The organism is Streptomyces flaveolus (assembly GCF_000716535.1).
GTDB lineage: Bacteria > Actinomycetota > Actinomycetes > Streptomycetales > Streptomycetaceae > Streptomyces > Streptomyces flaveolus_A.
In genome coordinates, this window is record NZ_JNWV01000010.1 from 199,433 (window position 1) to 223,998 (window position 24,566).

The 24,566-nt window shown below is 71.2% G+C and carries 18 protein-coding genes and 1 pseudogene; 8 read left to right on the forward strand and 11 right to left on the reverse strand.

Annotated features, from left to right (window positions below; all coding sequences use genetic code 11):
- The first annotated feature begins 82 nt into the window (after window positions 1–82).
- Together OO52_RS12790 and OO52_RS12795 are read left to right on the forward strand one after the other, a co-directional pair.
- Window positions 83–1,570, forward strand: coding sequence for an MFS transporter (locus OO52_RS12790; protein WP_030643512.1), 1,488 nt, complete (start codon window positions 83–85; stop codon window positions 1,568–1,570).
- A gap of 308 nt (window positions 1,571–1,878) precedes the next feature.
- On the forward strand, window positions 1,879–3,705 hold the full coding sequence (locus OO52_RS12795; RefSeq protein ID WP_030643514.1) for an AMP-dependent synthetase/ligase: 1,827 nt from the start codon (window positions 1,879–1,881) through the stop codon (window positions 3,703–3,705).
- Between the two features lie 21 nt (window positions 3,706–3,726).
- Here OO52_RS12795 and OO52_RS12800 read toward each other — a convergent pair whose 3' ends face one another.
- From OO52_RS12800 to OO52_RS12810, 4 genes are read right to left on the reverse strand one after another with little or no spacing between them, the layout of a single operon-like run.
- Window positions 3,727–4,002, reverse strand: a complete 276-nt coding sequence (locus OO52_RS12800) for a PQQ-dependent sugar dehydrogenase (RefSeq protein WP_030643516.1) — start codon at window positions 4,000–4,002, stop codon at window positions 3,727–3,729.
- Window positions 3,918–4,154, reverse strand: a complete 237-nt coding sequence (locus tag OO52_RS50745; RefSeq protein ID WP_158712491.1) for a hypothetical protein — start codon at window positions 4,152–4,154, stop codon at window positions 3,918–3,920. Before OO52_RS50745 ends, OO52_RS12800 begins: the two co-directional genes overlap by 85 nt.
- On the reverse strand, window positions 4,151–6,454 hold the full coding sequence (locus OO52_RS12805; RefSeq protein WP_234339511.1) for a discoidin domain-containing protein: 2,304 nt from the start codon (window positions 6,452–6,454) through the stop codon (window positions 4,151–4,153). Before OO52_RS12805 ends, OO52_RS50745 begins: the two co-directional genes overlap by 4 nt.
- A gap of 9 nt (window positions 6,455–6,463) precedes the next feature.
- Window positions 6,464–7,240 (reverse strand): heparin lyase I family protein, encoded by a 777-nt coding sequence (locus OO52_RS12810; RefSeq protein WP_030643520.1) that lies wholly within the window; start codon window positions 7,238–7,240, stop codon window positions 6,464–6,466.
- Window positions 7,241–7,856: 616 nt separating this feature from the next.
- Here OO52_RS12810 and OO52_RS12815 point away from each other — a divergent pair.
- The gene (locus OO52_RS12815; RefSeq protein ID WP_030643522.1) at window positions 7,857–8,693 is read left to right on the forward strand and encodes an aldo/keto reductase; all 837 of its coding nucleotides are present in this window, start codon (window positions 7,857–7,859) and stop codon (window positions 8,691–8,693) included.
- Window positions 8,694–8,803: 110 nt separating this feature from the next.
- On the opposite strand, the gene OO52_RS12820 is transcribed toward OO52_RS12815, so the two are convergent.
- Window positions 8,804–9,415: a hypothetical protein gene (locus OO52_RS12820; RefSeq protein ID WP_030643524.1), complete on the reverse strand. Its 612-nt coding sequence runs from the start codon at window positions 9,413–9,415 to the stop codon at window positions 8,804–8,806.
- A 207-nt stretch (window positions 9,416–9,622) separates the two neighbouring features.
- On the opposite strand from OO52_RS12820, the gene OO52_RS12825 reads away from it, so the two are divergent.
- The gene (locus tag OO52_RS12825) at window positions 9,623–10,318 is read left to right on the forward strand and encodes a glycoside hydrolase family 75 protein (RefSeq protein WP_030643527.1); all 696 of its coding nucleotides are present in this window, start codon (window positions 9,623–9,625) and stop codon (window positions 10,316–10,318) included.
- Between the two features lie 13 nt (window positions 10,319–10,331).
- Here the strand turns inward: OO52_RS12825 and OO52_RS12830 are convergent, their stop codons facing one another.
- Both OO52_RS12830 and OO52_RS12835 read right to left on the reverse strand, forming a co-directional pair.
- Window positions 10,332–11,033 carry an SDR family oxidoreductase gene (locus OO52_RS12830; RefSeq protein WP_030643529.1) on the reverse strand — a complete coding sequence of 234 codons (702 nt, stop codon included), beginning with the start codon at window positions 11,031–11,033 and terminating at the stop codon, window positions 10,332–10,334.
- 96 nt (window positions 11,034–11,129) lie between these two features.
- Window positions 11,130–12,038 (reverse strand): class I SAM-dependent methyltransferase, encoded by a 909-nt coding sequence (locus tag OO52_RS12835; RefSeq protein ID WP_030643531.1) that lies wholly within the window; start codon window positions 12,036–12,038, stop codon window positions 11,130–11,132.
- Between the two features lie 123 nt (window positions 12,039–12,161).
- Here OO52_RS12835 and OO52_RS12840 point away from each other — a divergent pair, with 123 nt between their 5' ends.
- Entirely contained in the window at window positions 12,162–12,932 is a 771-nt protein-coding gene (locus tag OO52_RS12840; protein WP_037628952.1) for a phytanoyl-CoA dioxygenase family protein, read from the forward strand.
- 36 nt (window positions 12,933–12,968) lie between these two features.
- Here OO52_RS12840 and OO52_RS12845 read toward each other — a convergent pair whose 3' ends face one another.
- On the reverse strand, window positions 12,969–14,765 hold the full coding sequence (locus OO52_RS12845; protein ID WP_030643535.1) for a glycoside hydrolase family 6 protein: 1,797 nt from the start codon (window positions 14,763–14,765) through the stop codon (window positions 12,969–12,971).
- 44 nt (window positions 14,766–14,809) lie between these two features.
- Window positions 14,810–16,285 (reverse strand): cellulose binding domain-containing protein, encoded by a 1,476-nt coding sequence (locus OO52_RS12850; RefSeq protein WP_030643537.1) that lies wholly within the window; start codon window positions 16,283–16,285, stop codon window positions 14,810–14,812.
- 260 nt (window positions 16,286–16,545) lie between these two features.
- On the opposite strand from OO52_RS12850, the gene OO52_RS12855 reads away from it, so the two are divergent.
- Entirely contained in the window at window positions 16,546–19,458 is a 2,913-nt protein-coding gene (locus tag OO52_RS12855) for a glycoside hydrolase family 48 protein (RefSeq protein WP_030643539.1), read from the forward strand.
- Window positions 19,459–19,528: 70 nt separating this feature from the next.
- A pseudogene (locus tag OO52_RS12860) lies at window positions 19,529–22,224 on the forward strand (cellulose binding domain-containing protein).
- A gap of 267 nt (window positions 22,225–22,491) precedes the next feature.
- Here OO52_RS12860 and OO52_RS12865 read toward each other — a convergent pair.
- Window positions 22,492–23,256, reverse strand: a complete 765-nt coding sequence (locus OO52_RS12865) for a class I SAM-dependent methyltransferase (RefSeq protein ID WP_030643540.1) — start codon at window positions 23,254–23,256, stop codon at window positions 22,492–22,494.
- Window positions 23,257–23,261: 5 nt separating this feature from the next.
- A complete protein-coding gene (locus OO52_RS12870; protein WP_030643542.1) occupies window positions 23,262–23,567 on the reverse strand; it encodes a 4a-hydroxytetrahydrobiopterin dehydratase in 306 nt (101 codons plus the stop codon).
- A 146-nt stretch (window positions 23,568–23,713) separates the two neighbouring features.
- Here OO52_RS12870 and OO52_RS12875 point away from each other — a divergent pair, with 146 nt between their 5' ends.
- On the forward strand, window positions 23,714–24,541 hold the full coding sequence (locus tag OO52_RS12875) for a helix-turn-helix domain-containing protein (RefSeq protein ID WP_030643544.1): 828 nt from the start codon (window positions 23,714–23,716) through the stop codon (window positions 24,539–24,541).
- The last annotated feature ends 25 nt before the right edge of the window (window positions 24,542–24,566 follow it).

Genomic DNA, 24,566 nt, shown 5'->3' on the forward strand with positions numbered 1-24,566 from the left:
GGTTTCCGGGACGTCCGATCGGCCGTCGTGCGGTCATCGTACGCAGCGTCGCACAGTCCGTTCGGACAGGGGAGTTGAGGACATGCGGAGTTGGGGGACGCTCACGGCCGTGTGCCTGGGCACGTTCATGCTGCTGCTGGACGTGACCATCGTGGTGGTGGCGCTGCCGGACATGACGGGTTCGCTGCACGCGTCGCTGGGGGATCTGCAGTGGGTGGTCGACGGGTACGCGCTGGCGCTGGCCGCGCTGCTGCTCGGGATGGGGGCCGCGGCGGACGTCCTGGGGCGGCGCCGGGTGCATGTGACGGGCGTGGTGCTGTTCGCGGCGGCCAGTCTGCTGTGCGGGCTGGCATCCGGGCCGGGGATGCTGGTGGCGGCGCGGGCGCTGCAGGGCATCGGCGGGGCGGCGGTGTTCGCGACGACGCTGCCCCTGCTGGCCTCGGCCTACCAGGGCCGGCAGCGCTCCGCGGCCCTCGGGGTGTGGGGCGCGGTCAGCGGCGGTGCCGCGGCGGTCGGGCCGGTGCTGGGCGGGCTGATCACACAGGGCCCGGGGTGGCGGTGGATCTTCTTCGTGAACCTGCCGGTGAGTGTGGTGGCGGTGTGGCTGGCGCTGCGTGCGGTCCCAGAGTCCCGGGGGCCGCGCGGGCTGAGCGTCGACTGGGCGGGTACGGCGGCCTTCGCGGTGTTCGCGGGCGGTGCGACGTACGCCGTCGTGCGCGCCGGTGAGGACGGCTGGACGTCCCCGGCCACGCTGACCGCGTGCGCGGTGGCCGCACTGGCCCTGGTGGTGTTCGTGCTGGTGGAGCGGCGGGTGGCGCATCCGCTGCTGGATCTGTCGCTGCTGCGCCGGCCGGCGTTCGTGGGGGTGATGCTGGGCTCGTTCGCGTTCAACGGGGTGGCGTTCGGCGGGGTCGCGTACCTGTCGGTCTGGATGCAGACGCTGCTCGGCATGTCACCGGTTCGGGGCGGGTTGACGCTGCTGCCGATGACGGCGGTGTCCATGGTGGTGGCGGTGCTGGTCGGGCGGCTGCTGCACGGGGTGCCCGCCTGGCTGACGGTCGGCGGCGGGCTGCTGCTGATCGCCTCGGGCACCCTGTGCCAGGCGGTGCTGGACGCCGGTTCCGACTGGACGGCGCTGGTGCCCGGGTTCGTGCTGGTCGGGGTCGGTACCGGGTTCGTCGCACCGACGGTGGCAGGGGCCGCGCTGGCGGCGGTTCCGGCGGAGCGCTCCGGGATGGCGGGCGGCGCGGTGAACACGGTCCGGCAGCTCGGGTACGCGCTCGGGGTGGCCGTGTTCGGCACCGTACTCACCTCGCGGATGACCGGGCGGCTCCCGGACGGCGCGGCCCACACGCTGGCGGGTGGCGGCGCCGGGGCGCTGCGCGGGGCCTTCCCCGAGCACACGCTGCGGGCCGCGTTCGCCTCGGGCCTGAACGGCGCGCTCGTGGTGGCCGGGCTGGCCGGCCTGGTGGCGGGCGCCCTGGTGCTGGTGCTCGTGCGGGCGGGCCGGCCGACGGCCCCGGAGGTCTCCGGCGCGGTGCCGGAGGAGACGGTGCCGGCCCGCGGCTGAGCGGCGGACCGGCACTCCCCGTGCGCGGGGCGGTCACGGAGCAGTGTTCCGGGGCCGCCCCGCGCGCGTGGTGCCGTAATCGGCGCGTACAGATTCGGTGGAGATTACGGCACCGAAACTTACTGACCCGTCAGTAGTTGTGTCCGGCCCTTCCCCATGTGCGGGCATTTCAGGGTCACCGTCCAGGCGGAACGTGAGGTTTGCTCGGTTTCCGTACCCCTCCCACGCACCGTCCGGGTGGGGTAGCTTTCACGGCGCTGTGCGGTGCGTGGACCAACGTCACTGAGGCGCGAACACGGGGAGCGAGGTTGCGCGAGTTCACCAACCCTCCGTTGGCGTCGCCGCCGCCGGTGGGCGGTCTGGCAGACGTCGTCTTCGACCATGCCCGGACCGACCCGCTGCACATCGCGCTCGGCCGCAAGGACGCCTCGGGACAGTGGCGGGACGTCACCGCCGCCGAGTTCCGCGACGAGGTCATGGCCCTCGCCAAGGGGCTGCTGGCCCGCGGCATCCGCTTCGGCGACCGGGTCGCGATCATGTCCCGCACCCGCTACGAGTGGACCCTGTTCGACTTCGCCCTGTGGACCATCGGCGCCCAGGTGGTGCCCGTCTACCCCACCTCCTCGGCCGAGCAGTGCTTCTGGATGCTCTACGACGCCGAGGTGGCCGCGGCGATCGTGGAGCACGAGGACCACGCGATGACCATCGCGACGGTCATCGACCGGCTGCCGCGGCTCCGCCAGCTCTGGCAGCTGGACGAGGGCTGTGTGCAGGAGCTGTACGACGCCGGGGCGCACCTGGACGACGAGGTGGTGCACCGGCACCGGGAGGCGGTCACACCGGACTCGGTGGCCACCGTCATCTACACCTCCGGCACCACCGGCCGCCCCAAGGGCTGTGTGATCACCCACGGCAACTTCATGTTCGAGGCGGACACCGTGATCCAGCGGTGGGAGCCGGTGTTCCACTCGAAGAAGGGCGACGAGGCGTCGACACTGCTGTTCCTGCCGCTGGCGCACGTCTTCGGGCGGATGGTGGAGGTCGCCGCGATCCGCGGCCGGGTCCGCTTCGGGCACCAGCCGCAGCTGCACGCCGCCGCCCTGCTGCCCGACCTGGCCGCCTTCCAGCCGACGTTCATCCTCGCGGTGCCGTACATCTTCGAGAAGGTGTTCAACGCGGCCCGCCGCAAGGCCGAGAAGGAGGGCAAGGCGGGCCCGTTCGAGAAGGCCGTCGACATCGCTGTCAGGTACGCGGAGGCGGTGGAGGCCAAGGCGTGGGGCATCGGGCCCGGCCCGTCGGCGGGGCTGCGGATGCAGCACCAGCTCTTCGACAAACTGGTGTACGCGAAGGTCCGGGCCGCAATGGGCGGCCGGATCCGGAACGCGATGTCGGGCGGATCGGCGATGGACCGCCGGCTGGGGCTGTTCTTCGCGGGCGCGGGCGTGCAGATCTACGAGGGCTACGGCCTGACCGAGTCGACGGCCGCGGCGACCGCCAACCCGCCCGAGCGCACCCGCTACGGCACCGTGGGCCAGGCCATCCCGGGCACGACCGTGCACATCGCCGACGACGGGGAGATCTGGCTGCACGGCCCGAACGTCTTCCAGGGGTACCTCAACAACCCCAAGGCCACCGACCAGACCCTGCACGACGGCTGGCTCGCCACCGGCGACCTCGGCTCCCTGGACGAGGACGGCTACCTGACCATCACCGGCCGCAAGAAGGAGATCCTGGTGACCTCCGGCGGCAAGAGCGTCTCCCCGGGCGTGCTGGAGGAGCGGGTCCGCGAGCATCCGCTGGTCAACCAGTGCATCGTCGTCGGCAACGACCGCCCGTACATCGCGGCCCTGGTCACGCTCGACCAGGAGGCGGTCGAGCACTGGCTCCAGATGCGCGGCAAGCCGAGGATGACCCCGGCCGAGCTGGTGCGCGACCCGGACCTGGAGACGGAGGTGCGGCGGGCGGTGGTCGCCGCCAACACTCTCGTCTCCCAGGCCGAGTCGATCCGCACCTTCCGCATCCTGGCCCAGCCGTTCACCGAGGAACACGGCCTGCTGACACCGTCGCTGAAGCTGAAGCGGAAGGCCATCGAGAAGGCGTACGCGAACGAGGTCGAGGCCCTCTACCGGGCCTGACGTCCCGTCAGTCTCCCTTCCTCAGCCGATCGTCACCCGGAAGACCTGGTCGGACCCGTCCGCCGCGCCTCCGTTGTCGTCACAGTTGGTGGTGGACAGCCACGATTGGTCGGCGCCCGGGACCGTGGTGACCGTGCGCAGCCGGCCGTAGGTGCCGGCGACGGAGCGGTCGCCCTCGCAGGTCGGCCAGCCGTAGTCGGCGCCGGGCTTGATCAGGTTGAGTTCGCCCTTGGAGCTGTTGCCGAACTCCGCCTCCCCTTGACGTTGGTGTAGTCGACGAAGCCGCTGCCCGTGCACCCGGTGTGGTTGGTGGCCACGGTGCCCTGGGAGACACGGGCGTCCTCGGCCTGGCAGTCGGTGGCCTCGCTCGCGGTGCCCTGGCCCAGCGCGACGAGCGGCACGGCCAGGGCCAGGGAGACGGCGCAGGCCAGGATTCTGTCGCGTGTCATGACTGCCCCCCTGGACCGGCTGTTGACCGGGAGCCGTGGTCCTTCAGACCGGCCGCGACCAGCGCGTCGGCCTGTGCCTCGATCTTCGCCCCGGTCGGCTGCCGCCGCACGAGGCTCCAGCTGCTCCAGCCCATGGCGGGGCGCCGGGCCTGACCGTTGTCCGAGCGGACGTGCACGGCGGTCGCCGGGGTGGCGTACGACGTGCCGACCCAGGCCTCGTCGATCCGCAGCCGCTGGTAGCGGGTGGTGTCGGTGGCGGCGGCCCAGGTGGAGTCGACCTCCAGGCGGACGTACCGGGCGGTGGCGGCGGTCAGGTCGATGCCCTGGACACCGCGGGCGCTCGGCAGTCGGCCCGTCTTCACGGCACTCCCCCAGTGCGTGCCGTCGTCGCTGAGGAACACCTTGTACGCCTTGATCCGGGCCGACTGCTCGGTGTCGGAGCGGGCGTAGGCGACGGAGTCCTCGCGCTGGTTGAGCCCCAGGTACCGCACCTTCTTCGCCGAGCCGAGGTCGAAGGTGAGGGTGACGGGCAGGGTCTTGCCGTTGTCCCAGTAGGTGCGGTGGTCGCCGTCGCCGGCGGCGGAGCCGGGGTGACCGCTCGCCGAGGCGCTCGCGGTCACGGTGACGCCGGACAGGATGCCCTGCCGGCCGGCCGTGGTCACCTTGAAGACGGTGTCGTACGGGTCCCAGGCGCCGAGCCCGGTGAGCGTGAGCACACCGCCGGACTGCGACCAGGAGACCGCCTTGCCGGTACGGAGGTCGGTCACGGACGCGACGCGGTAGCCGTTGTCGCGGACGCGCAGGGTGCCGGTGCTGGGCGGGGTCAGGACGTGGACGTACTGGCGGTCGGGGTCGTCCTTGGCGACGGTGGTCACGCCGTGGGCGCCGTCGTTCCAGAAGCCGGGCTTGAGGCCGCCGTACATGTAGCCGCCGCCCTCGGTGCCGTGCAGGGACTCCCAGACCGGGTCGAGGTAGCTGTCCGCGAAGGTGTTGAAGGCCGCCTGGTTGGCCGGGAACTTGCCGTTGACCTGGGCGGTCTCGGCCATCAGGGCCTTCACCGAGGAACCGGCGTTGGTGATCAGCCGGCCGAGGGTGAGCCCCCGGTCGACCGCGGGATCGGATCCGTCGTACCACCACGCGCCGGTCGACGGCAGTTTGAAGTCCGCCTCGGTCAGGCGCGGCTGGGCGGTGTAGACGGCCTGCGGATAGTCGTACGCGGGCGTCATCCCCGTCTTCTGCTCGTTGCTGATCATGTCCATGATCGGCGTGTCCTCGTTGTTGTTGCTCAGCGTGTAGGCGGGGCGCTTCTCGCGGATCTGCTCGTAGAGCCGGTGGCTCTCCCAGTAGGCGTTGTCGTTGTCGATCCAGAAACCGCCGAGGTCCGGGTAGCGGTCCATGACCTCGAAGAAGTTGTCGTAGGAGAACCGGCCGAAGCCGTCGCGGGTGGTCAGGTCGACGTCCTCGCCCTTGTAGGCGGAGTACGCGACGGAGTCGAGCCATTCGTGGCCGCCCTCGGCGTGCCACTGGGGGTCGTCGGTCATGTAGAGGATGACCTTCATGCCCTTGGCCTTGGCGGCGCCTATCAGTTCGCCGAGGAAGTCCCGCTGGGTGGAGCAGGAGCCGGGGATCCTGGACGGCCAGGGGCGGGCGTAGCCCAGCCGGCTGTGGAAGGTCGCAAGGACGAGGTACTGCGTGTGCAGTTTTCTCGCCTCGTTCACCCAGTAGTCCGGCGTCCAGCCGCCGTTGGTGACGTCCTTCTCCCAGGCGGTGCAGCTCGTGTGGGCGGGCGCGGTGCGCAGGCCCCAGTGCAGGAAGAGGCCGCCGACGGAGGCGCGGAGGAAGGCCTGGCGGGAGTCGTCCGCCGCACGCAGGCGCACCGGCGTGGAGCAGTCCTGGCTGGAGCCGCTCGCCGAGACCCGCAGGGCGCCGCCGGAAGTGGCGCGGCTGTCGCTCAGGCAGGAGCCGGTGACGTTCCGGAAGCCGATGTCGTGCGGGGAGCCGTCGCCCTTCTGGGCGGTGAGGCGGGTGAAGCGCAGGCCGCTCGCCGCGTCGGCGATGACGGCGGGGCGGCCGTCGTCGGCGGCGGGGGTGCCGTTGGTGGCGGGGGTGTCGTTGGTGGAGCCGTCGCCCCTGGCGCCGTAGTCGCGCACGTCGTAGACGGCGGCGGTCTGCCGCTGCGGGGCCGCGAGGGCCGACGGGTGGGCGAGTCCCAGGACGACGGCGAGGACGCAGAGCACGACGGCCGCAGCCGGCCTTCTGCGCGCGCCCGGCAGGCGCGCCTGACGATTCGGCGAGTGCATGACGACCCCTCAGAGGAGTTGGTAGCCGCGGAGGTTGGTGAGGAGCAGGTAGGTGTCCTGCAGTGAGCCGGAGGTGTCGCCGAGGGAGCGGTAGATGCCCCACTTGGGGCGGACCCGGTCGGCCAGGAAGGTGTCCCCGGTCTTCGACTTGTCGAGGACCGTGGTGGAGCCGCTCTTGAGGATCCAGCGGACGGAACCGGCCGAGCCGTTGCCGATCTTGATCTGGAAGTCCACGTCGGTCCACTTGTCGTGCAGCGGCTCCAGGTCGGCGCGGCCGACGAGGACGTCACCTTCGACGATCTTCAGTTCGATGGTCTGCCTGCCGTCCACCCGGCGCAGGGACTGCACGACGATCGGCGAGGAACCGGCGCCGGGCTGTTTCATCTGCATGATGTGCGTGAAGGTGGTGGTGGCCTTCAGGCTGCTGGGGATGTACATCGAGTAGGTGATCCGCCAGGTCTGGCCCTCGGTCCACTTCAGGTAGCTGCTGCCGCTCGTGCGCAGCCCGGTGACCTCCTGACGCTGGCGGTCGTCCGAGGTGTCCCGGTCGACCTTGTGCATGGTGAAGCGCCAGTTGTCGCCCGTGGCGTAGATGTGCGGGTGGCCGGCCGGGTGCGAGTCCGCGCGGTCGTCCTCGACGGTCTCGAAGGCTCCGAGCCCGTCGGAGCGCGCCGACGGTGACCACTTCAGCTGCCAGGACGCCGCGTGGGCGCCCGTCGCGGGGACGACCGCCGCCGCGGCACCGCCGAGCGCGGCTCCGAGCACCGCTCTTCTGGACGTGTTCATGACACTCCTTTGTCTCGCAGTCGTTCGTTCATGATCAGAAAGGCCCCGAGGCCGTGGAAGTCGCCGGTGGCCCGGGCCCGGCCCGGCGTAGTACGCGTAGTCGCCGACGTTCGTGCCGACGCAGTGCGGCGGGGTGGGTGCGGTCCAGGCCGGGCGGCGCGGCGGCGGACGGCAGTCCGCGAGCGCGTACGCGGGCACGCCCGGTGCGGTCTCCACAGTGTGGCAACCAGGGCTTTGCCAGACCTTTTCATCCGATGTCTGCGCGCTGGAGGGTTCGGACCGATCCGGCATGGCAGGGCTCTCGTTCATGTGGATGTACCCGCTTTCCTGAGGGTGGGGGATCCCAGAAGGGGGACAGCGGCACTGGTCAGGGCCGGTTCACATGTGTGCACCAGGTTCAGTCAGACGTCCGGTGGCGCGATACAGAGTCGCGGCACGGCGGTCACCGGTCAATGGTCCGGACCGAGAACGTCGGATGCATTTCCGGCCATTCTCTGCCCGGGACACTGACTCGCCGGTCAGTTGCGACGGATTCCGCGGTCAGGAATGCGAAGCGGGCCGTGATCGTTGACGATGGGAGTACCACCTTGTCGACAACCGAAGGATCAAGAGGCTCGTGAGCAGCAAGGTCCCCCCGATCATCCTCAACAACGGCGTCGAGATGCCCCAGCTGGGCTTCGGCGTGTGGCAGGTGCCGGACGACGAGGCCGAGCGGGTCGTCGCCACGGCGCTGGAGACCGGGTACCGCAGCATCGACACCGCTGCGATCTACGGCAACGAAGAGGGCACCGGCAAGGCCATCGCCGCCTCCGGCCTGCCCCGCGAGGACATCTTCGTCACCACCAAGCTCTGGAACGGCGACCACGGTTACGACTCCACGCTGCGCGCGTTCGACACGTCGCTGGAGAAGCTGGGGCTCGACTACGTCGACCTCTACCTGATCCACTGGCCGCTGCCGTCCCGGGGCACGTCCATCGACACCTACAAGGCTTTCGAGAAGCTGCACGCCGACGGCCGCGTCCGTGCCATCGGCGTCTCCAACTTCCTTCCCGAGCACCTGCGACAGCTGATCGAGGAGACCTCGGTCATCCCCGCGGTCAACCAGATCGAGCTGCACCCGCACCTCCAGCAGCGCGAGGCGCGCGAGTTCCACGCGGAGCAGGGCATCGCCACCGAGGCCTGGTCGCCGCTCGGCCAGGGCAAGGGCCTGCTGGAGGTGCCGGCGATCGTCGCCATCGCGCAGAAGCACAACCGCACCCCGGCCCAGGTCGTGCTGCGCTGGCACGTCCAGCTCGGCAACATCGTGATCCCGAAGTCCGTGACGCCGTCCCGGATCAAGGAGAACATCGAGGTGTTCGACTTCAGCCTGGACGACGAGGACCTCGCCGCGATCAGCGCGCTCAACGAGGACCGGCGCATCGGCCCCGACCCCGCCACCTTCGACGTGGGCTGACCGCCGGACCCGAGCGCAACGCCCCGCACCACCCGACACGGCCGCGCGCCCCGCACCCGAGCGGGGCGCGCGGCCGTGTCGTTGCTCGGCCTCCCGCGACGGCCCGCCGCTCAGTCGAGGCGCACGTCCGCGTGCACGACCTCGAACTCCTCCAGGCCGACCACGTCCGCGTGCGCCTTGGCCGACGCCGCGTGACGCAGGCCCGCGACGGCCGCGCGCGAGGCGGCCAGGGAGGCACGGTCGACGAACAGGGAGCCGGTCATGGCCCGTCCCCGTAGCCGGTCGATCAGGAGGGTGGTCTCGGCGAGTCCGGGCAGCGACTCGGACCTCGGCACCACCGTGGCCCGGAAGGTGTCGACGACCAGATCGGCGTCCCGTGGGTCGAACTCCATCCTGGTGATGCGCAGTCCGCCGCCCTGCCGCGGGTGCGTGACCTCATGGAGCACAGCGGCCTCGTAGTCGGCCACCGTCACGGTGCCGGCGAACGGCTCCAGCAGGCCCCTGCGCCGCTCGCGCATCACCTCGTCGCTGTTCCGCCGGGCCTCCTCCGTCTCCCACCAGCTCACCGTGAGGAGTTTGCCGAGTTCCCGGTCCGCGAACACGCCCGCGCCGCGGTACCCGGGGCGTTCCTCCAGCAGGTCCCGCCCCTCGCTGTTCACCGACCGGATGGCCGTGTCCAGCAGTGCCGGATCACCGGTCGCGTACACCGTACGGACGAACATGAGCCTCACCTCCGGGGGAAGGGGACCTCCGACAGCACCGGACACAACGTGCCATATCCGTCTCGTCCAGTCTTACCGCCGACGGAACTCACCGCAATACGCACAGGTTTCGGCCGTTCGCAACCCCAGGGTTGACGGGAGCATGGCGAAGGGGTCACCGTGTACGGCACCCGGTAAGGAAACTTTCCTAACAGAAGGGTCCCCCACATGCGTTTCCGCACCCTCACCCTCGCCGCGGCCTCCGGCACCGCCCTGCTCGCCGCCGGCCTCCTGCCCGCGCACGCCTCCGCCGCGGCCTCCCCCAAGTCCGCCCAGGAGGGCACGGTCAGCGCCGCCGACCTGCTCGCCAAGGTGACGTCCTGTTCGCAGATCTCCAACGGCAAGTACCGGACGGACGAGGAGACGTCGGCCACGGTCCCCGTGTGCGGCAAGAACGGCGCCGTGTTCTGGAAGGCCGACATGGACATCGACTGCGACGGCCAGCGCACCACCAACTGCAACGAGGACCGCGACCCCTGGTACCAGGACGACACCGCCTTCCACCAGTCCGACGGCAAGCCGCTGAAGGCGGAGACCCTGCCGTACGTCGTCGTGCCCAGCACCAGCAGCATCTGGAACTACTCCAACGCCGGCATCAAGGGCGGCGGTGTGGTCGCCGTCATCTACAACAACAAGGTCGAGTACGCCGTCGTCGGCGACACCGGCCCCACGCAGATCATCGGCGAGGCGTCGTACGCCACCGCCAAGGCGCTCGGCATCGACCCGGACCCGGCCACCGGCGGCGCCGACTCGGGCGTGACCTACATCCTGTTCAAGAACTCCACGGTCTCCCCCATCGAGAGCCACAGCGCCGCGGTCTCCCTCGGGGACCAGCTGGCCAAGCAGTTCATCGCGAACAACTGAGGTACGCGCCGGGTCAGTTGGGCTGGCCCAGCGGACGGATGACGACGGTGTTGACATCGACCCCGGCCGGCTGCCGGATCGCCCACACGACCGAGTCGGCGATCTGACCGGCGGTGAGGAGGTGCCCCGGGGGCAGGCTGCCGTAGCCGTCCCAGAACGGGGTCTCCACCCGGCCGGGGGCGACCAGCGTGACACCGATCCCGAACTCCGTGACCTGACGCCGGGTGTTCTCGGCGAGACCGGTCACCGCCCACTTGGTGGCGCCGTAGAGGTTGCCCGGAGTGTTCACGAACCCGGCCACGCTGCCGACGAGGACGATCCGGCCGCGGGTCTCCTTCAGCGCGTCGACGGAGGCGCGGATGAGGAGTGCGGGACCGAGGACGTTGGTGAGGACCATCTCGGTCCAGCCGGACGGGTCGCCCTCCGCCACGGTGTCATGGGTGGCGAAGCCGGCGTTGGCGACGACGGTGTCCAGCCGGCCGTACGCCTTGAGCGTGCGGTCGACCGCGTGCCGTACGTCGTCGTAGGCGGACGCGTCACCGGCGACCGTCAGCAGTCCCTCGGGATGTCCCAGGCTCTCGGCGAGATCCGCCAGCCGCTGTTCTCCGCGCCCGGTGACGGTGACCCGGTGTCCGGCGTCCAGGAGCTGCCGCGCCACAGCGGCGCCGATACCGCTGCCGCCGCCCGTGATGAGCGCGACCGGAGCGTCGTTCATGAGGTCCCCCTGCGTTGTGTGTCTCCGGGTGTCGAAGACGCCCGGAGTCCATCACTTGGAGACCACTCGAAGTCAAGCCCCGCCCGACCGGGAGGACTATCCCCGGCGGACCGCCGTGTGCACGGTGTACGCGCCCAGCACGAACACGTCCGGCCGTACGTGCACGCTCGCCGGGTCGGACGGGTCGAGCAGCCGGTCCAGGGTGGCGCGGTCGTCGGCGTCCAGCGCGTCGCCGAGGCCCTCGCGCAGCCGGGACAGGTGCGCGGCGACGTAGGCGCGGGCCCGGTCGGAGACGGGGGCCGGCAGGTCGAGCAGGAAGGTGCGGGTACGGGCGTGCTCGAGGCCGGCGGCGGTCAGCAGGGCGGGCCAGTCCTCGGTCTCGGCGACGGAGCCCGGCAGGTCGGCGCGCATCCGGCCGAACCACTCCTCCTCCAGGGCGTCCAGCCGCGCCTGCAGTCCGGGCCGGCCGATGCCGATGTCCCTGGGCAGGAAGCGGGAGGGCAGACCGCCTTCCTGGAGGGCCAGGGTGCCGCCGGGGGCGAGCCGCTCGGCGAAGGCGGTGAGCGCCGCCCGCTGGTCACCGAGGTGGTGCAGGCTGCGGCTGGCCCACAGCAGGTCGGCCGGGTACTCCAACTTGTCCAGCACGTCGGGCAGTTCGCCGGTGAGGGTGTCGAACCGGTCGGCGACGCCCTGGCGCGCTGCCCGGGCACGGGCGCGCTCCAGCAGGGGTCCGGTGCCGTCCACGGCGACGACCCGGGCCCCGGGGAACGCCTCGGCGAACAGGCAGGTGACCACCCCGGGCCCGCTGCCCGCGTCCACGATCAGCCCCGGCTCGGTCACCTCCCGCGCGAGCCACGCCATGGCCCCCTCGTACACCGGGGTGAACAGCTCCGCCTGCGACTCCAGCAGGGGGCCCATCTCGCTCCAGTCGATGTCCGTGCCGTGGCCGTGGCCGTGCCCGTGGCCGTGCCGGTGCTCGGTGTCGTGGTGGTGCTCGTGCGCCATGGTGGTCAGCCTCTCTTCCGGATGCGGCCAGGGTGCGACGGCACGCCGGTCGGAGGCCAGCGGTGTTGCCGATGCGGCAAAAACGGGATGCGTTCCGGCAAGGCCGCCGGTGACGATGGACCCATGGACGACAACCAGGTGGAGCGCTTCGTCGAAGACGGGTTCGTGAAGCTCGAGGGAGCCGTCCCGCCACGGGTCGCCGCGGACTGTGCGCGACTGCTGTGGCGGGAGACGGGCTACGACCCCGAGGACCGCGCGACCTGGAAGGACCCGGTGGTGTGGGTGGGCGGCATGGCCCAGGGCCCGTTCGCGGCAGCGGCCAACTCGCCGGTGCTGCACGACGCGTTCGACGCGCTGGTGGGCGCAGGACGCTGGGAGCCGCGCTACTCGCTGGGCACCTTCCCGCTGCGCTTCCCGCACCCGGAGGAACCGGACGACGCCGGATGGCACATCGAAGGCAGCTACCTCCCCGAGGGCCGGGCGCACTACCACACCAACCTGCGCTCCCGGGACCGTGCGCTGCTGATGCTCTTCCTGTTCAGCGAGGTCACGCAGGCCGATGCCCCCACCCGGATCAGGGTCGGCTCGCACCTGGACGTGCCCGCGGTGCTCCGGCCGTACGGCGAGGCGGGGGCGTCCTTCCTGGAGCTGGGCCCCCAGGTGGCGGCGGCCTCGGCCCACCGTGCCCTCGCCCATGCCACGGGCCGCCCCGGTGACGTCTACCTCTGCCACCCGTTCCTGGTGCACGCGGCCCAGCCGCACCACGGCACCCGGCCCCGCTTCCTGGCGCAGCCGCCGCTGCACCCGGCGGTGCCGTACGAACTGGAGCGGCCGGACGGGGCGTACTCACCGGTGGAGCGCGCGATCCGCCGGGGTCTGACCGGCGCGGTCTGAACCGCTGCGGTCCGGCCCCGGCGGACGCTCACCCCGCTACGGCAGCGGCGGGTAGGCGTTCTGCATCAGCTGCTGGAACTGGGCGGAGAACCAGTGCCCGGCCAGCGGCGAGTTCGGCAGCGCGCCCGTGGGGTTGTTGCCGTTGCGGGCGTTGCCGCCGTACGTCGGGTCGCACATCCGGTCGAAGCCCTTGCCCTCGTCGTTGGAGATGGCGGAGCTGGCTCCGTCCGACTCCCCCGGGGGCTTGACCCACACGTAGGCGTCGATCCCGGCCGCGGGAGCGGCGGTCGGCCGTTCACCGAGGCCGGCACCGCTCTGGTTGCACCAGTTGCCGGCGTGGATGCGCCGGTCGATGCGGCTGCCGTTGACGTAGTCGTCGACGGAGGTGAGCGGGCCGGACTTGGTGGGCCGGGCGGAGCCGCCCCAGCCGTTGCGGGAGGTGTCGATCAGCATGCCGAGGTTGCTGTTGAACCCGGACGCGACCAGCTTGTCGCGCAGTGCCTGGGCGAAGGACTGCTCGTCCACGTACTGGTTCCAGTCGACCCACTTCGACTGGCGCACGGTCTGCCCGTTGACGCTGTCGGTGACCTTGAAGTACGGCTCCTTGGTGGCGCTGTAGTTGGCGGTGTTGACGATGAACCCCGTCACGTCGTTCACGCTCGCGCCGTTGGTGGTGGCCACCTTGTAGAACTCCTGGACGGTGGGCCCGAGGTTGGAGTCCCAGCCGAGCCAGGCGTGGTGGCCGGCGTCGATGTAGTTGTAGACGTTGGAGATGGCGCCCAGCTTGTCGAGGGCGTAGCTGACCCCCTTCTCGTAGTTGCCGTTGGCCTTCATGGTCGCGCAGGCGTCGGTGCTGCCGGCGGTGCCGCCCGCGTTGGTGACCAGGTTGGGCAGCGAGTCCGGTTCGATGACGGTGGCGATGCGCAGGCCCGCGTACTTGGCGTCGGAGAGGATCGACGCGATCGGGTCGATGTACTGGGTCTTGTACTTGTCGATGTCGTTCGGCCCGAGTTCGCCGTTGGAGGCGAGGGCGGAGCAGTCGCGGCCGGGCAGGTCGTAGATGACCAGCTGGACGACGAGTTCGCCCGAGCCCTTCTGCTTCAGTGCCTCGTCCAGGTGGGCGCGCAGGCCCATCCCGCCGTTCACGCCGTTGATGGCGGCGATCCGGTCGAGCCACACCGCGGTGGGCTGGTTGGCGATGCGGCTGCCGCCCGGTTCGGCGGCGGCGTGCGCCGACCACTCCGGGTTCACGTAACCCTTGGCCCCGGCGTAGGGGTTGTCGACGCGGCTGCCGGTGCCGCCACCGCCGTCTCCGCCGCCCGAGCCGCCACCGGTGTCCCCGCCGGTGCCGCCGCCCGTGCCGCCGCCGGTGTCTCCACCCGTGCCGCCGCCGCTGCCACCGCTGCCGTCGTCCACGTTGCAGGCGACGCCGTCGAGCGTGAAGGTGGCGGGGACGGAGTTGGTGCCGCTGAAGGTGCCGTTGAAGCCGAAGCTGACCGTGCCGCCGGTCGCGAGCGCGCCGTTGTAGCTCTCGTTGGCCGCGGTGACAGCGGTGCCGCTCTGGCTGATCTTCGCGTTCCAGCCGCTCGTGACCTTCTGGGTGCCGCCGTACGACCACTTCAGCGACCAGGCCGACTTGGCGGCGCCGTTGTTGGTGATGGTCACGGCGGCGGTGAAGCCGGTGTCCCACTGGCTCTGGATCTTGTAGTCGACGGCACAGGGCACGGCGGCGACGGCGGCGCCCGAGCCGCCGGGCAGGGCCGCGAACGCCGTTCCGGAGGCTCCGGCGAGAAGGCCAAGGGCCACCAGCAGTGTTGTCTTGGTACGACTCATGAGTGCGGGTTCCTTCGGGGTTCCGTGGGATCTACGGGTTGGATCTACGGGTTCAGGGCGCGCAGATGGTCACGCAGCCCGGCGCCGTACGCGGTGGGAGTGCCGTCGTAGGCGGAGATCAGGGACGGCCCGGAGGAGCAGTCCCAGGTGTTCCAGGTCCAGCCGAGGTAGGACAGGTCGTGGTCGTCGAACCACTTCATGACCCGGTCGGTGAACCCGTGCGCGCAGGTGTTCTCGCCGATCTCCCCGGCCACCAGGGGCACCTGGGCGGCGACCGGGGCGAGGGTGGAGTTCCAGCAGCTCTCGCTCGCGCAGGAGTTGAAGTTGTAGACGTGGTACGCGGCGGCGAGATTGCCGGCCGGATCGGTGGGCTCGTACGCGGTCCACTGACCGAGGTCGTTCGAGTACGCCAGCCCGCCGGCCATGATGACGTTCTTGGCACCGGTGGCCCGGACGCTGTCCACGAGGTCCTGCATGCCGGCGACCTCGTAGGAGATCCCGGGGCAGGTGCCCCCGTCCCGCCAGCACTTCCAGGCGTCCGTGACGCTGGAGGCCGCCCGGTCCGGGTACGGCTCGTTGAACAGGTCGAACACGGCCGCCTGGTCGTCCTTGAAGGTACTCGCCACCGACGACCAGAACGACGGGGAGTACCGCATGTCGGGCATCGGCTTCTGGCAGGTGGCGTGCACGTCGGTGCAGCCGGCCGAGTTGCCGGTGTACTGGCCGTAGGACCAGTGCAGTTCGAGGACCGGGGTCATGCCGTGCGCCTCGACGCGGGCCACCAGCTCCCTGACGGCGGCGATGTAGTTCGCGCCGCCGTACTCGGGCTTGACGTTGGACAGGCCCAGCCAGCACTCCTCGTTGAGCGGGATGCGGACCGCGTTGGCCTTCCAGTCGGCGATCGCCTCGACGGCCGCGTCGTCGACGGGGCCGTCCCAGATGCCGTAGCCCTGCACGCACATGAACTCGCCGCCGGACCGGTTGACGCCGAGCAGGCGGCGGGTGGTGCCGTCGGCGTCCACGAGCTTGTTGCCGGAGACCCGCAGCGCGGGCGGGGTGCCGCCGGACGGCGGCGGGGTCGTCGGCGGCGGGGTGGTCGGCTCCGAGTCGACGTTGCAGGTCGTGCCGTTGAGCTTGAACACGGCCGGCGCGGTGTTGCTCCCCGACCAGGAGGCGAGGAAGCCGGCGCTGACGCTCGCGCCGGTGCCGAGCGCGCCGTTCCAGCCCTCGTTGGCCGCGGTCACGGTGGTGCCGGACTGGGACCACTTGGCGTTCCAGCCCTGGCCGGCCTTCTGCCCGCCGGCGAAGTCGAAGGTGAGCTTCCAACCGCTCAGGGCGGCCTGGTTGTTGGTGACCTTCACCGAGGCCTGGAAGCCGTTGTCCCACTGGCTGGTGACGGCGTACTCCACCGTGCAGGCGGGTGTGGCTCCCTGGGCCGACACCGCCGGCACGACCACGCTCCCGACGAGCGCGGCCGCACCGGCGGCGGCTAAAAGTACTGAACGCGGGGGGTGTCGCATGAGCGACTCCTTGCAGCTTGGCGCGTCGTGACGGACGCGTCGACTGAACGGAACCGCTCCCACTGGTGCGAGTGAAGGTAGCGCCAAGTGGCCTGTCTGCCCAGAGGAGTTGCTCGACTTTTCCGCGAGCGGATCCGTCGAATCTTTTCGACTCTTCAAGCACCTTGACCGCTCCGGGCCCCGTCCCCACTATGGGAGCGCTCCCACTGGTTCAAGCCTTGACTTCTCCCGAGCCGCACGCCGCAAGGAGGAACCAGCACATGGATCCCGGACGCAGACGCACAGCGGTGCGTCGGCTGTGGACCGCGGCGGCCGCCGCGTTCACGCTGCCCCTGACGATGCTCGCCACCGGCACCCCGGCCGCTCACGCGGCGTCCGTGCAGTGCAGCGTCGACTACAAGACCAACGACTGGGGTTCCGGCTTCACCGCCGACCTCACGATCACCAACCGCGGTACCGACGCCATCGACGGCTGGACGCTGACGTACGCCTACGCGGGCAACCAGAAGCTGACCAACGGCTGGAACGGCACCTGGTCCCAGTCGGGCCAGACGGTCACCGTGAAGAACGCCCCGTACAACGGCGGCATCGCGGCGGGCGCCGCCGTCTCCACCGGCGCCCAGTTCACCTACACCGGCACCAACGCCGCCCCCACGTCCTTCGCCGTCAACGGCACCACCTGCTCCGGCGCGCACCAGCCGCCGGTGACCGTGCTGACCAGCCCGAGCGCGGGCGCGGTCTACTCCCAGGGCGAGGCGGTGCCCCTCGCGGCGACCGCCGCCGCGGCCGACAACGCGACCATCGGCAAGGTGGAGTTCTACGACGACACCACGCTGCTGGGCACGGACACGAGCGCGCCGTACTCGCTCTCGGTCTCCAGTTTGACCGTGGGCAGTCATTCCCTGGTGGCGAAGGCGTACGACAGCCTCGGCGCGTCCGCCGCCTCCACCCCGGTCGGCATCACGGTCGCCTCCGGGCCCGCCGTGGTCGCCTCGCCGTCCCAGCTCGGCGTCCAGCAGGGCAAGTCGGGCACGTTCTCGGTGAAGCTGTCGACACAGCCGAGCGCGAACGTGACGGTGAGCACGAGCCGCACGAGCGGCAACACCGGTCTGTCCGTGACGGGTGGTTCCGCGCTGACCTTCACCCCGTCCAACTGGAACACCGCGCAGACGGTGACCGTCACGGCGGACTCCTCCGGCACCGGCAGCGCGACCTTCACCGCGTCGGCCACCGGCCACACCAAGGCGACGGTCACGGTCACGGAGCTGCCCGCGTCGAAGGCGTACGACGCCCGCTTCCTGGACCTGTACGGGAAGATCACCAACCCGGCGAACGGCTACTTCTCGCCCGAGGGCATCCCGTACCACGCGGTGGAGACGCTGATCGTCGAGGCCCCGGACCAGGGCCACGAGACCACCTCGGAGGCGTACAGCTACCTGCTGTGGCTCCAGGCGATGTACGGCAAGGTGACCGGCGACTGGTCGAAGTTCAACGGCGCGTGGGACATCATGGAGAAGTACATGATCCCCACGCACGCGGACCAGCCGACGAACTCCTTCTACAACGCCTCCAAGCCGGCCACGTACGCGCCCGAACTGGACACCCCGAACGAGTACCCGGCGAAGCTGGACTCGTCGGTGCCGGTCGGAACGGACCCGATCGCCGGTGAGCTGAAGTCGGCCTACGGCACGGACGACGTCTACGGCATGCACTGGATCCAGGACGTGGACAACGTCTACGGCTACGGCAACGAGCCCGGCACGTGCGAAGCCGGTCCGACGGCCACCGGACCGTCGTACATCAACACCTTCCAGCGCGGCGCGCAGGAGTCCGTCTGGGAGACGGTCCCGCAGCCGACCTGCGACGCCTTCAAGTACGGCGGCAGGAACGGCTACCTGGACCTGTTCACCGGCGACTCCTCGTACGCCAAGCAGTGGAAGTACACGGACGCCCCGGACGCGGACTCCCGCGCCGTGCAGGCCGCGTACTGGGCGGACGTGTGGGCGAAGGCGCAGGGCAAGGGGAGCGACGTGTCCGCGACGGTCGCCAAGGCCGCCAAGATGGGCGACTACCTGCGGTACGCGATGTACGACAAGTACTTCAAGAAGATCGGCAACTGCACGAGCCCGTCCTGCCCGGCCGGCACCGGCAAGGACGCCTCGCACTACCTGCTGTCCTGGTACTACGCCTGGGGCGGCGCCACCGACACCTCCGCCGGCTGGGCCTGGCGGATCGGCTCCAGCCACGTCCACGGCGGCTACCAGAACCCCCTCGCCGCCTACGCGCTCAGCTCGGTCGCCGACCTGAAGCCCAAGTCGGCCACGGGCGCGGCGGACTGGGGCAAGTCGCTCCAGCGGCAGCTCGAGTTCTACCAGTGGCTCCAGTCCTCCGAGGGCGCCATCGCGGGCGGCGCGACCAACAGCTGGCAGGGCCGGTACGCGACCCCGCCGGCCGGCGCGTCCACCTTCTACGGCATGTACTACGACTGGCAGCCCGTCTACCACGACCCGCCGTCCAACCAGTGGTTCGGCTTCCAGGCGTGGTCGATGGAGCGGGTCGCCGAGTACTACCAGCAGACCGGGAACGCCACGGCGAAGGCGATCCTCGACAAGTGGGTCAAGTGGGCGCTGTCCAAGACCACGATCAACCCGGACGGCACCTACCGCATCCCCTCCACCCTCCAGTGGTCGGGCCAGCCCGACACCTGGAACGCGTCGAGTCCCGGCGGCAACAACGGGCTGCACGTCACCGTCGCGGACTACACCGACGACGTCGGCGTGGCCGCCGCCTACGCCAAGACGCTGACGTACTACGCCGCCAAGTCCGGTGACGCCACCGCCAAGTCCACGGCGAAGGCGCTGCTGGACGGCATGTGGAACAACCACCAGGACAGCCTCGGCATCGCCGTCCCGGAGACCCGCACCGACTACAGCCGGTTCGGCGACAGCGTGTACGTGCCGAGCGGCTGGACCGGCACCATGCCGAACGGCGACGCGATCGACTCCTCGTCCACGTTCGCCTCGCTCCGGTCCTTCTACAAGAGCGACCCGAACTGGTCGAAGATCGAGGCCTACCTCAAGGGCGGCGCCGCGCCCGTCTTCACGTACCACCGCTTCTGGGCCCAGGCGGACATCGCCCTGGCCATGGGCTCGTACGCGGAGCTCCTGGAGTAGACCGGCACCTCTTCTCCGGCGGCCCCCACCCGCACTGGGGGCCGCCCCCCGTCATGAGGGGACTCCCGCCATGCGAAGAACCCGCGCCCTCACCGCCGTGCTGGCCCTCGCCGCCGGGCTGCTGTCCGGCACCCCGCCCGCACTGGCCGCCTCCGCCCCGCGCACGGCCCTCGCGGCGGACACCTACACCTGGAAGAACGTCCGGATCGACGGCGGCGGCTTCGTCCCCGGGATCGTCTTCAACCGCTCCGAAAAGAACCTGGTCTACGCCCGCACCGACATCGGCGGCGCCTACCGGTGGCAGGAGCCGACGAAGACGTGGACGCCGCTGCTGGACTCGGTCGGCTGGAACGAATGGGGCCACACCGGCGTGGTGAGCCTGGCCTCCGACCCGGTCGACCCGGACAAGGTGTACGCGGCCGTCGGGACGTACACCAACGGCTGGGACCCGGCGAACGGCGCGGTGCTGCGCTCCGCCGACCGGGGCGCGAGCTGGGGCAAGGCCGACCTGCCCTTCAAGCTGGGCGGCAACATGCCCGGCCGGGGCATGGGCGAGCGGCTGGCGATCGACCCGAACAGGAACAGCGTGCTGTACCTGGGCGCGCCCAGCGGCAGGGGCCTGTGGCGGTCGACGGACTCGGGGGCGACCTGGTCGCAGGTGACGAGCTTCCCGAACCCCGGCACCTACCAGCAGGACCCGAGCGACACGACCGGCTACGCGAGTGACAACCAGGGCATCGTCTGGGTCACCTTCGACGAGTCCACGGGGACGTCCGGGAGCGCGACGAGGACGATCTACGTCGGGGTCGCCGACAAGGACAACGCGGTCTACCGCTCGACGGACGCGGGCGCCACCTGGACCCGGCTGGCCGGCCAGCCGACCGGATACCTGGCGCACAAGGGCGTGCTGGACACGGAGAACGGGTTCCTGTACCTCGCCTACAGCGACAAGGGCGGTCCCTACGACGGCGGCAAGGGCCGGCTGATGCGGTACGCGACGGCCACCGGCACCTGGACGGACATCAGCCCGGTCGCGGAGGCGGACACCTACTACGGCTTCAGCGGGCTGACGGTCGACCGCCGGCACCCGTCCACCGTCATGGCGACCGCGTACAGCTCCTGGTGGCCGGACACCCAGCTCTTCCGCTCCACCGACAGCGGCGCCACCTGGACGAAGGCCTGGGACTACACGTCGTATCCCGACCGCTCGAACCGGTACACCATCGACGTGTCCTCCTCCCCCTGGCTCACCTTCGGTGCCACCCCGTCACCGCCCGAACAGACGCCGAAACTGGGCTGGATGACGGAGGCACTGGAGATCGACCCGTTCGACTCCTCGCGCATGATGTACGGGACGGGCGCCACGCTCTACGGCACCGAGAACCTCACCGAGTGGGACGGCGGCGGCCGGTTCACGGTGCAGCCGATGGTGCGGGGCCTGGAGGAGACGGCGGTCAACGACCTCGCGGCGCCGCCCTCAGGTGACGCCCGGCTGTTCAGCGCCCTCGGCGACATCGGCGGCTTCCGGCACACGGACCTCACCGAGGTGCCGTCGATGATGTACACCTCCCCCACCTTCACGACGACCACGAGCCTGGACTTCGCGGAGTCGGACCCCGCGACGGTGGTCCGGGTCGGCGACCTGGACTCGGGCCCGCACATCGCGTTCTCCACGGACGACGGCGCCAACTGGTTCGCGGGGACCGATCCCCCGGGTGTCTCGGGCGGCGGCACGGTGGCCGCGGCGGCCGACGGCGGCCGGTTCGTGTGGAGCCCGGACGGCACGGGCGTGCGGTACGCGACGGGCTTCGGCACGTCCTGGACGGCGTCGAGCGGCATCCCGTCCGGCGCGCTCGTCGAGTCGGACCGCGTCGACCCGAAGACCTTCTACGGCTTCAAGTCCGGGAAGTTCTACGTCAGTAAGGACGGCGGCGCCACTTTCACCGCCTCCTCCGCGACGGGCCTGCCGAGCGGGGACAGCGTGCGCTTCAAGGCGCTGCCCGGCACGAAGGGCGACGTCTGGCTGGCGGGCGGGGCGACGGACGGCGCGTACGGCCTGTGGCACTCCACGGACGGCGGCGCGAGCTTCGCCAAGCTGTCGAACGTCGAGCAGGCCGACACGGTCGGCTTCGGCAAGGCCGCGACGGGAGCCTCGTACCAGACGCTGTACACCAGCGCGAAGATCGGCGGAGTGCGCGGCATCTTCCGCTCCACGGACGAGGGAGCGAGCTGGACCCGCGTCAACGACGACGCCCACCAGTGGGGCTGGACGGGTGCGGCGATCACCGGCGACCCGCGGGTGTACGGCCGGGTGTACGTCGCGACCAACGGCCGGGGCGTCGTCTACGGCGACACCTCCGACACGAGCGGCGGCGACGGCGGGAGCGGTGGCGGTGGCGGTGGCGGTGGCGGTGGCGGTGGCGGTGGTACGACTCCGCCACCGGCCGGCGCCTGCACGGTCACCTACGAGATCACCAACCAGTGGGCCGACGGCTTCCAGGCGGAGGTACGACTGACCAACACCGGCGCGACGGCCTGGAACGGCTGGTCCCTCCGCTGGACCTTCCCCGACGGCCAGAGGATCAGCACATGTGGAACGCCGACCACACGCAGTCGGGTTCGGCGGTGACGGCGAAGAACGTGACCTGGAACGGTACCGTGCCGGCGGGCTCCTCGGTCGCCTTCGGCTTCACGGGCAGCCGGTCGGGCGCGAACTCGGAGCCGGCGGTGTTCACCCTGGGCGGCCGGAGCTGCGCGACCGGCTGACCGCGTGGCACTGGTGCGGCGGCGGTTCCCGTGGTGTCCTGGTAGTGGCGGGAAGGACGCGTTGTCAGACGCGGGGAAGCGGCCGGCAGCCGCGCACCGCGCAATCCTGATCCGCGAGAAGCGGGTGACGCCCTTCCCGTCCTGTCGTGCCGGGGCCGCCGCGTGGCGATCTCCGCGGAGAGCGCCCCGGCGTCCGGCACGGATCTCGGACGGCAGGGGCCGGAGGGGCGCTCGTCGCACTGGGCCCGGACAGGACCCGCGCTCGGTTCATGGTGACGCGGGCGGAGTCGGCGCCGGCTTGCGGAAGGCGCGCAGGCTGAAGCGCGGGTCGGGGCGCGGACGGTCCTGGTCGGGCAGTTCGGCCAGGCGGGCGGCGAACTCCTCGGTGCGCGGCTCGCCGGGCGGCAGCAGGGTGAACCAGCCGCGGCGCAGGTCGGCGACGGTGGTGCGGGGGCTGCGGCCCTGCCCGGTGCCGCGGAAGGAGCCGTGTCCGGCGGGTCCGAGTCCGTGCCGGGCGGCGTGGGCGGTGACCGTTCCGGCGGCGTCGGCGGCGGGGCGGCGCGGGCGGGCGGCGAGGACGCCGTCGATGTCGCTGCCGACGTCGTGCGCGGCGGCCTTGTCGACGGTGGTGACGTACACCCCGCCGGGGCGCAGCACGCGGGCGCACTCGCCGACGACCGCGCCCACGTCCTCGGGGTCGTCCAGCAGGTGCAGCAACCAGATGCTGGTGACCGCGTCGAAGGCGCCGTCCGGGAAGGGCAGTCGGCGGCTGTCCGCCCGTACGACCGCGCCGGGCAGCCGGTCCGACGCCCTGCGGACCATGGCGGGGCTGAGGTCCGCGCCGGTCACCCGCAGCCCCGGGCGCGCGGCGGCGAGCCGCCGGGTGACGATCCCGGTGCCGCAGGCGACGTCGAGGAGGCGGCCCGGCTTCCCCGGTATCAGACCGAGGACGGCCTGTGCGGCCTCGTGCGCGCGAGCCTCGCCGCCGCGCGAGGTGTCGTAGTCGCCGGCTTCCTTGTCGTAGTCGAGCACATCGCTCAGTGTGCTCCGTGACCTGGGACGATGTCCTCCACCCTGCGGGCGAGAGCGAAGTCCTTCGCGGTGACGGCGCCGCCCGCGCTGTGGGTGTTCACGCTGAGGGAGACGGTGTTGTAGCCGAGGGTGAGGTCGGAGTGGTGGTCCAGCTCGTCCTGGATGCCGGCGATGTGCACGACGAGGGCCGCCGCGGCGAAGTGGGAGCCGAGCCGGTAGGAGCGGGTGAGGCGGTCGCCGTCCACCGACCAGCCGGGCAGCTCGGCCAGCCGGTCCTCGATCTCCTTCTGCGACAGCGGTTCGACGGCCATGGCCCGGGCTCCCTTCGCTGCGTGCCCCCTGCGGGGCGTGGCGGGTACGGGTTCAGCCTGCCACGTCGACGAGGGGCTCGGCACCGCGACGCGGCCCCGCACAATCCGCTCGTTCCCCCGCCCCGGGCTCGACTAGGGTCGGCGGCATGCCTCTCCCCGCGTCCGGTCCCACCGTTTCCGTCGACGTCACCGGCAAGGGCGTCGGCCCGCTGTTGCGCGCCTGGCGGGAGCGGCGGCGGATCTCGCAGCTCGACCTGGCGCTGCGCGCCGACTCCTCGGCGCGGCACATCAGCTTCGTGGAGACCGGCCGGTCCCGGCCCAGCGAGGAGATGGTGCTGCGGCTCGCCGAACGGCTGGACGTGCCGGTGCGGGAGCGCAACGCCCTGCTGCTGGCGGCCGGTTACGCGCCGCGCTATCCGGAGACCCCGCTGGACGACCCGGCGCTGGACGCGCTGCGCGACGGCATGGAGCGGCTCATCCGGGGCTACGAGCCCTACCCCGCGCTGGTGGTCGACGCCTGCTACACGGTCCTCGCCGCGAACCGGGGCATCGCCCTGCTGCTGGAGGGCGTGCCGGAGGAGCTGATGGTCCCGGCGCCGAACGCGATGCGGCTGACCCTGCATCCGGAGGGGCTGGCACCGCGCATCAGGAATCTGCGGGAGTGGCGCGGGCATCTGCTGTCCCAGATGGAGCGGGAGATCGCCCTGCACCGCTCGGACCGGCTCCGCGCCCTGTACGAGGAGGTGGCGGCCTATCCGGTGCCCGAGGAGCCGTCCGGCGGCGAACCCGCCGAGCCCGTGCCGTACTTCGCGCTGCCGCTGCGCATCGAGCACGCCGGCCGGACCCTGTCGTTCGTGTCCTCGATCTCCACGTTCAACACGCCGATGGACGTCACGGTCGCCGAACTCGCCATCGAGACGTTCCTGCCGGCGGACCCGGCGACCGCCAAGTACCTGCACACGCTGACCGGTTGAGGCTCCTTGCCTCGGGCACGTGTGC

Coding starts and splice junctions, on each gene's coding strand:
- OO52_RS12790 (WP_030643512.1), top strand. CDS start 83: ATGCGGAGTTGGGGGACGCTCACGGCCGTGTGCCTGGGCACGTTCATG.
- OO52_RS50745 (WP_158712491.1), bottom strand. CDS start 4,154: ATGACACGCGACAGAATCCTGGCCTGCGCCGTCTCCCTGGCCCTGGCC.
- OO52_RS12805 (WP_234339511.1), bottom strand. CDS start 6,454: ATGCACTCGCCGAATCGTCAGGCGCGCCTGCCGGGCGCGCGCAGAAGG.
- OO52_RS12810 (WP_030643520.1), bottom strand. CDS start 7,240: ATGAACACGTCCAGAAGAGCGGTGCTCGGAGCCGCGCTCGGCGGTGCC.
- OO52_RS12820 (WP_030643524.1), bottom strand. CDS start 9,415: ATGTTCGTCCGTACGGTGTACGCGACCGGTGATCCGGCACTGCTGGAC.
- OO52_RS12825 (WP_030643527.1), top strand. CDS start 9,623: ATGCGTTTCCGCACCCTCACCCTCGCCGCGGCCTCCGGCACCGCCCTG.
- OO52_RS12830 (WP_030643529.1), bottom strand. CDS start 11,033: ATGAACGACGCTCCGGTCGCGCTCATCACGGGCGGCGGCAGCGGTATC.
- OO52_RS12835 (WP_030643531.1), bottom strand. CDS start 12,038: ATGGCGCACGAGCACCACCACGACACCGAGCACCGGCACGGCCACGGG.
- OO52_RS12840 (WP_037628952.1), top strand. CDS start 12,162: ATGGACGACAACCAGGTGGAGCGCTTCGTCGAAGACGGGTTCGTGAAG.
- OO52_RS12845 (WP_030643535.1), bottom strand. CDS start 14,765: ATGAGTCGTACCAAGACAACACTGCTGGTGGCCCTTGGCCTTCTCGCC.
- OO52_RS12850 (WP_030643537.1), bottom strand. CDS start 16,285: ATGCGACACCCCCCGCGTTCAGTACTTTTAGCCGCCGCCGGTGCGGCC.
- OO52_RS12855 (WP_030643539.1), top strand. CDS start 16,546: ATGGATCCCGGACGCAGACGCACAGCGGTGCGTCGGCTGTGGACCGCG.
- OO52_RS12870 (WP_030643542.1), bottom strand. CDS start 23,567: ATGGCCGTCGAACCGCTGTCGCAGAAGGAGATCGAGGACCGGCTGGCC.
- OO52_RS12875 (WP_030643544.1), top strand. CDS start 23,714: ATGCCTCTCCCCGCGTCCGGTCCCACCGTTTCCGTCGACGTCACCGGC.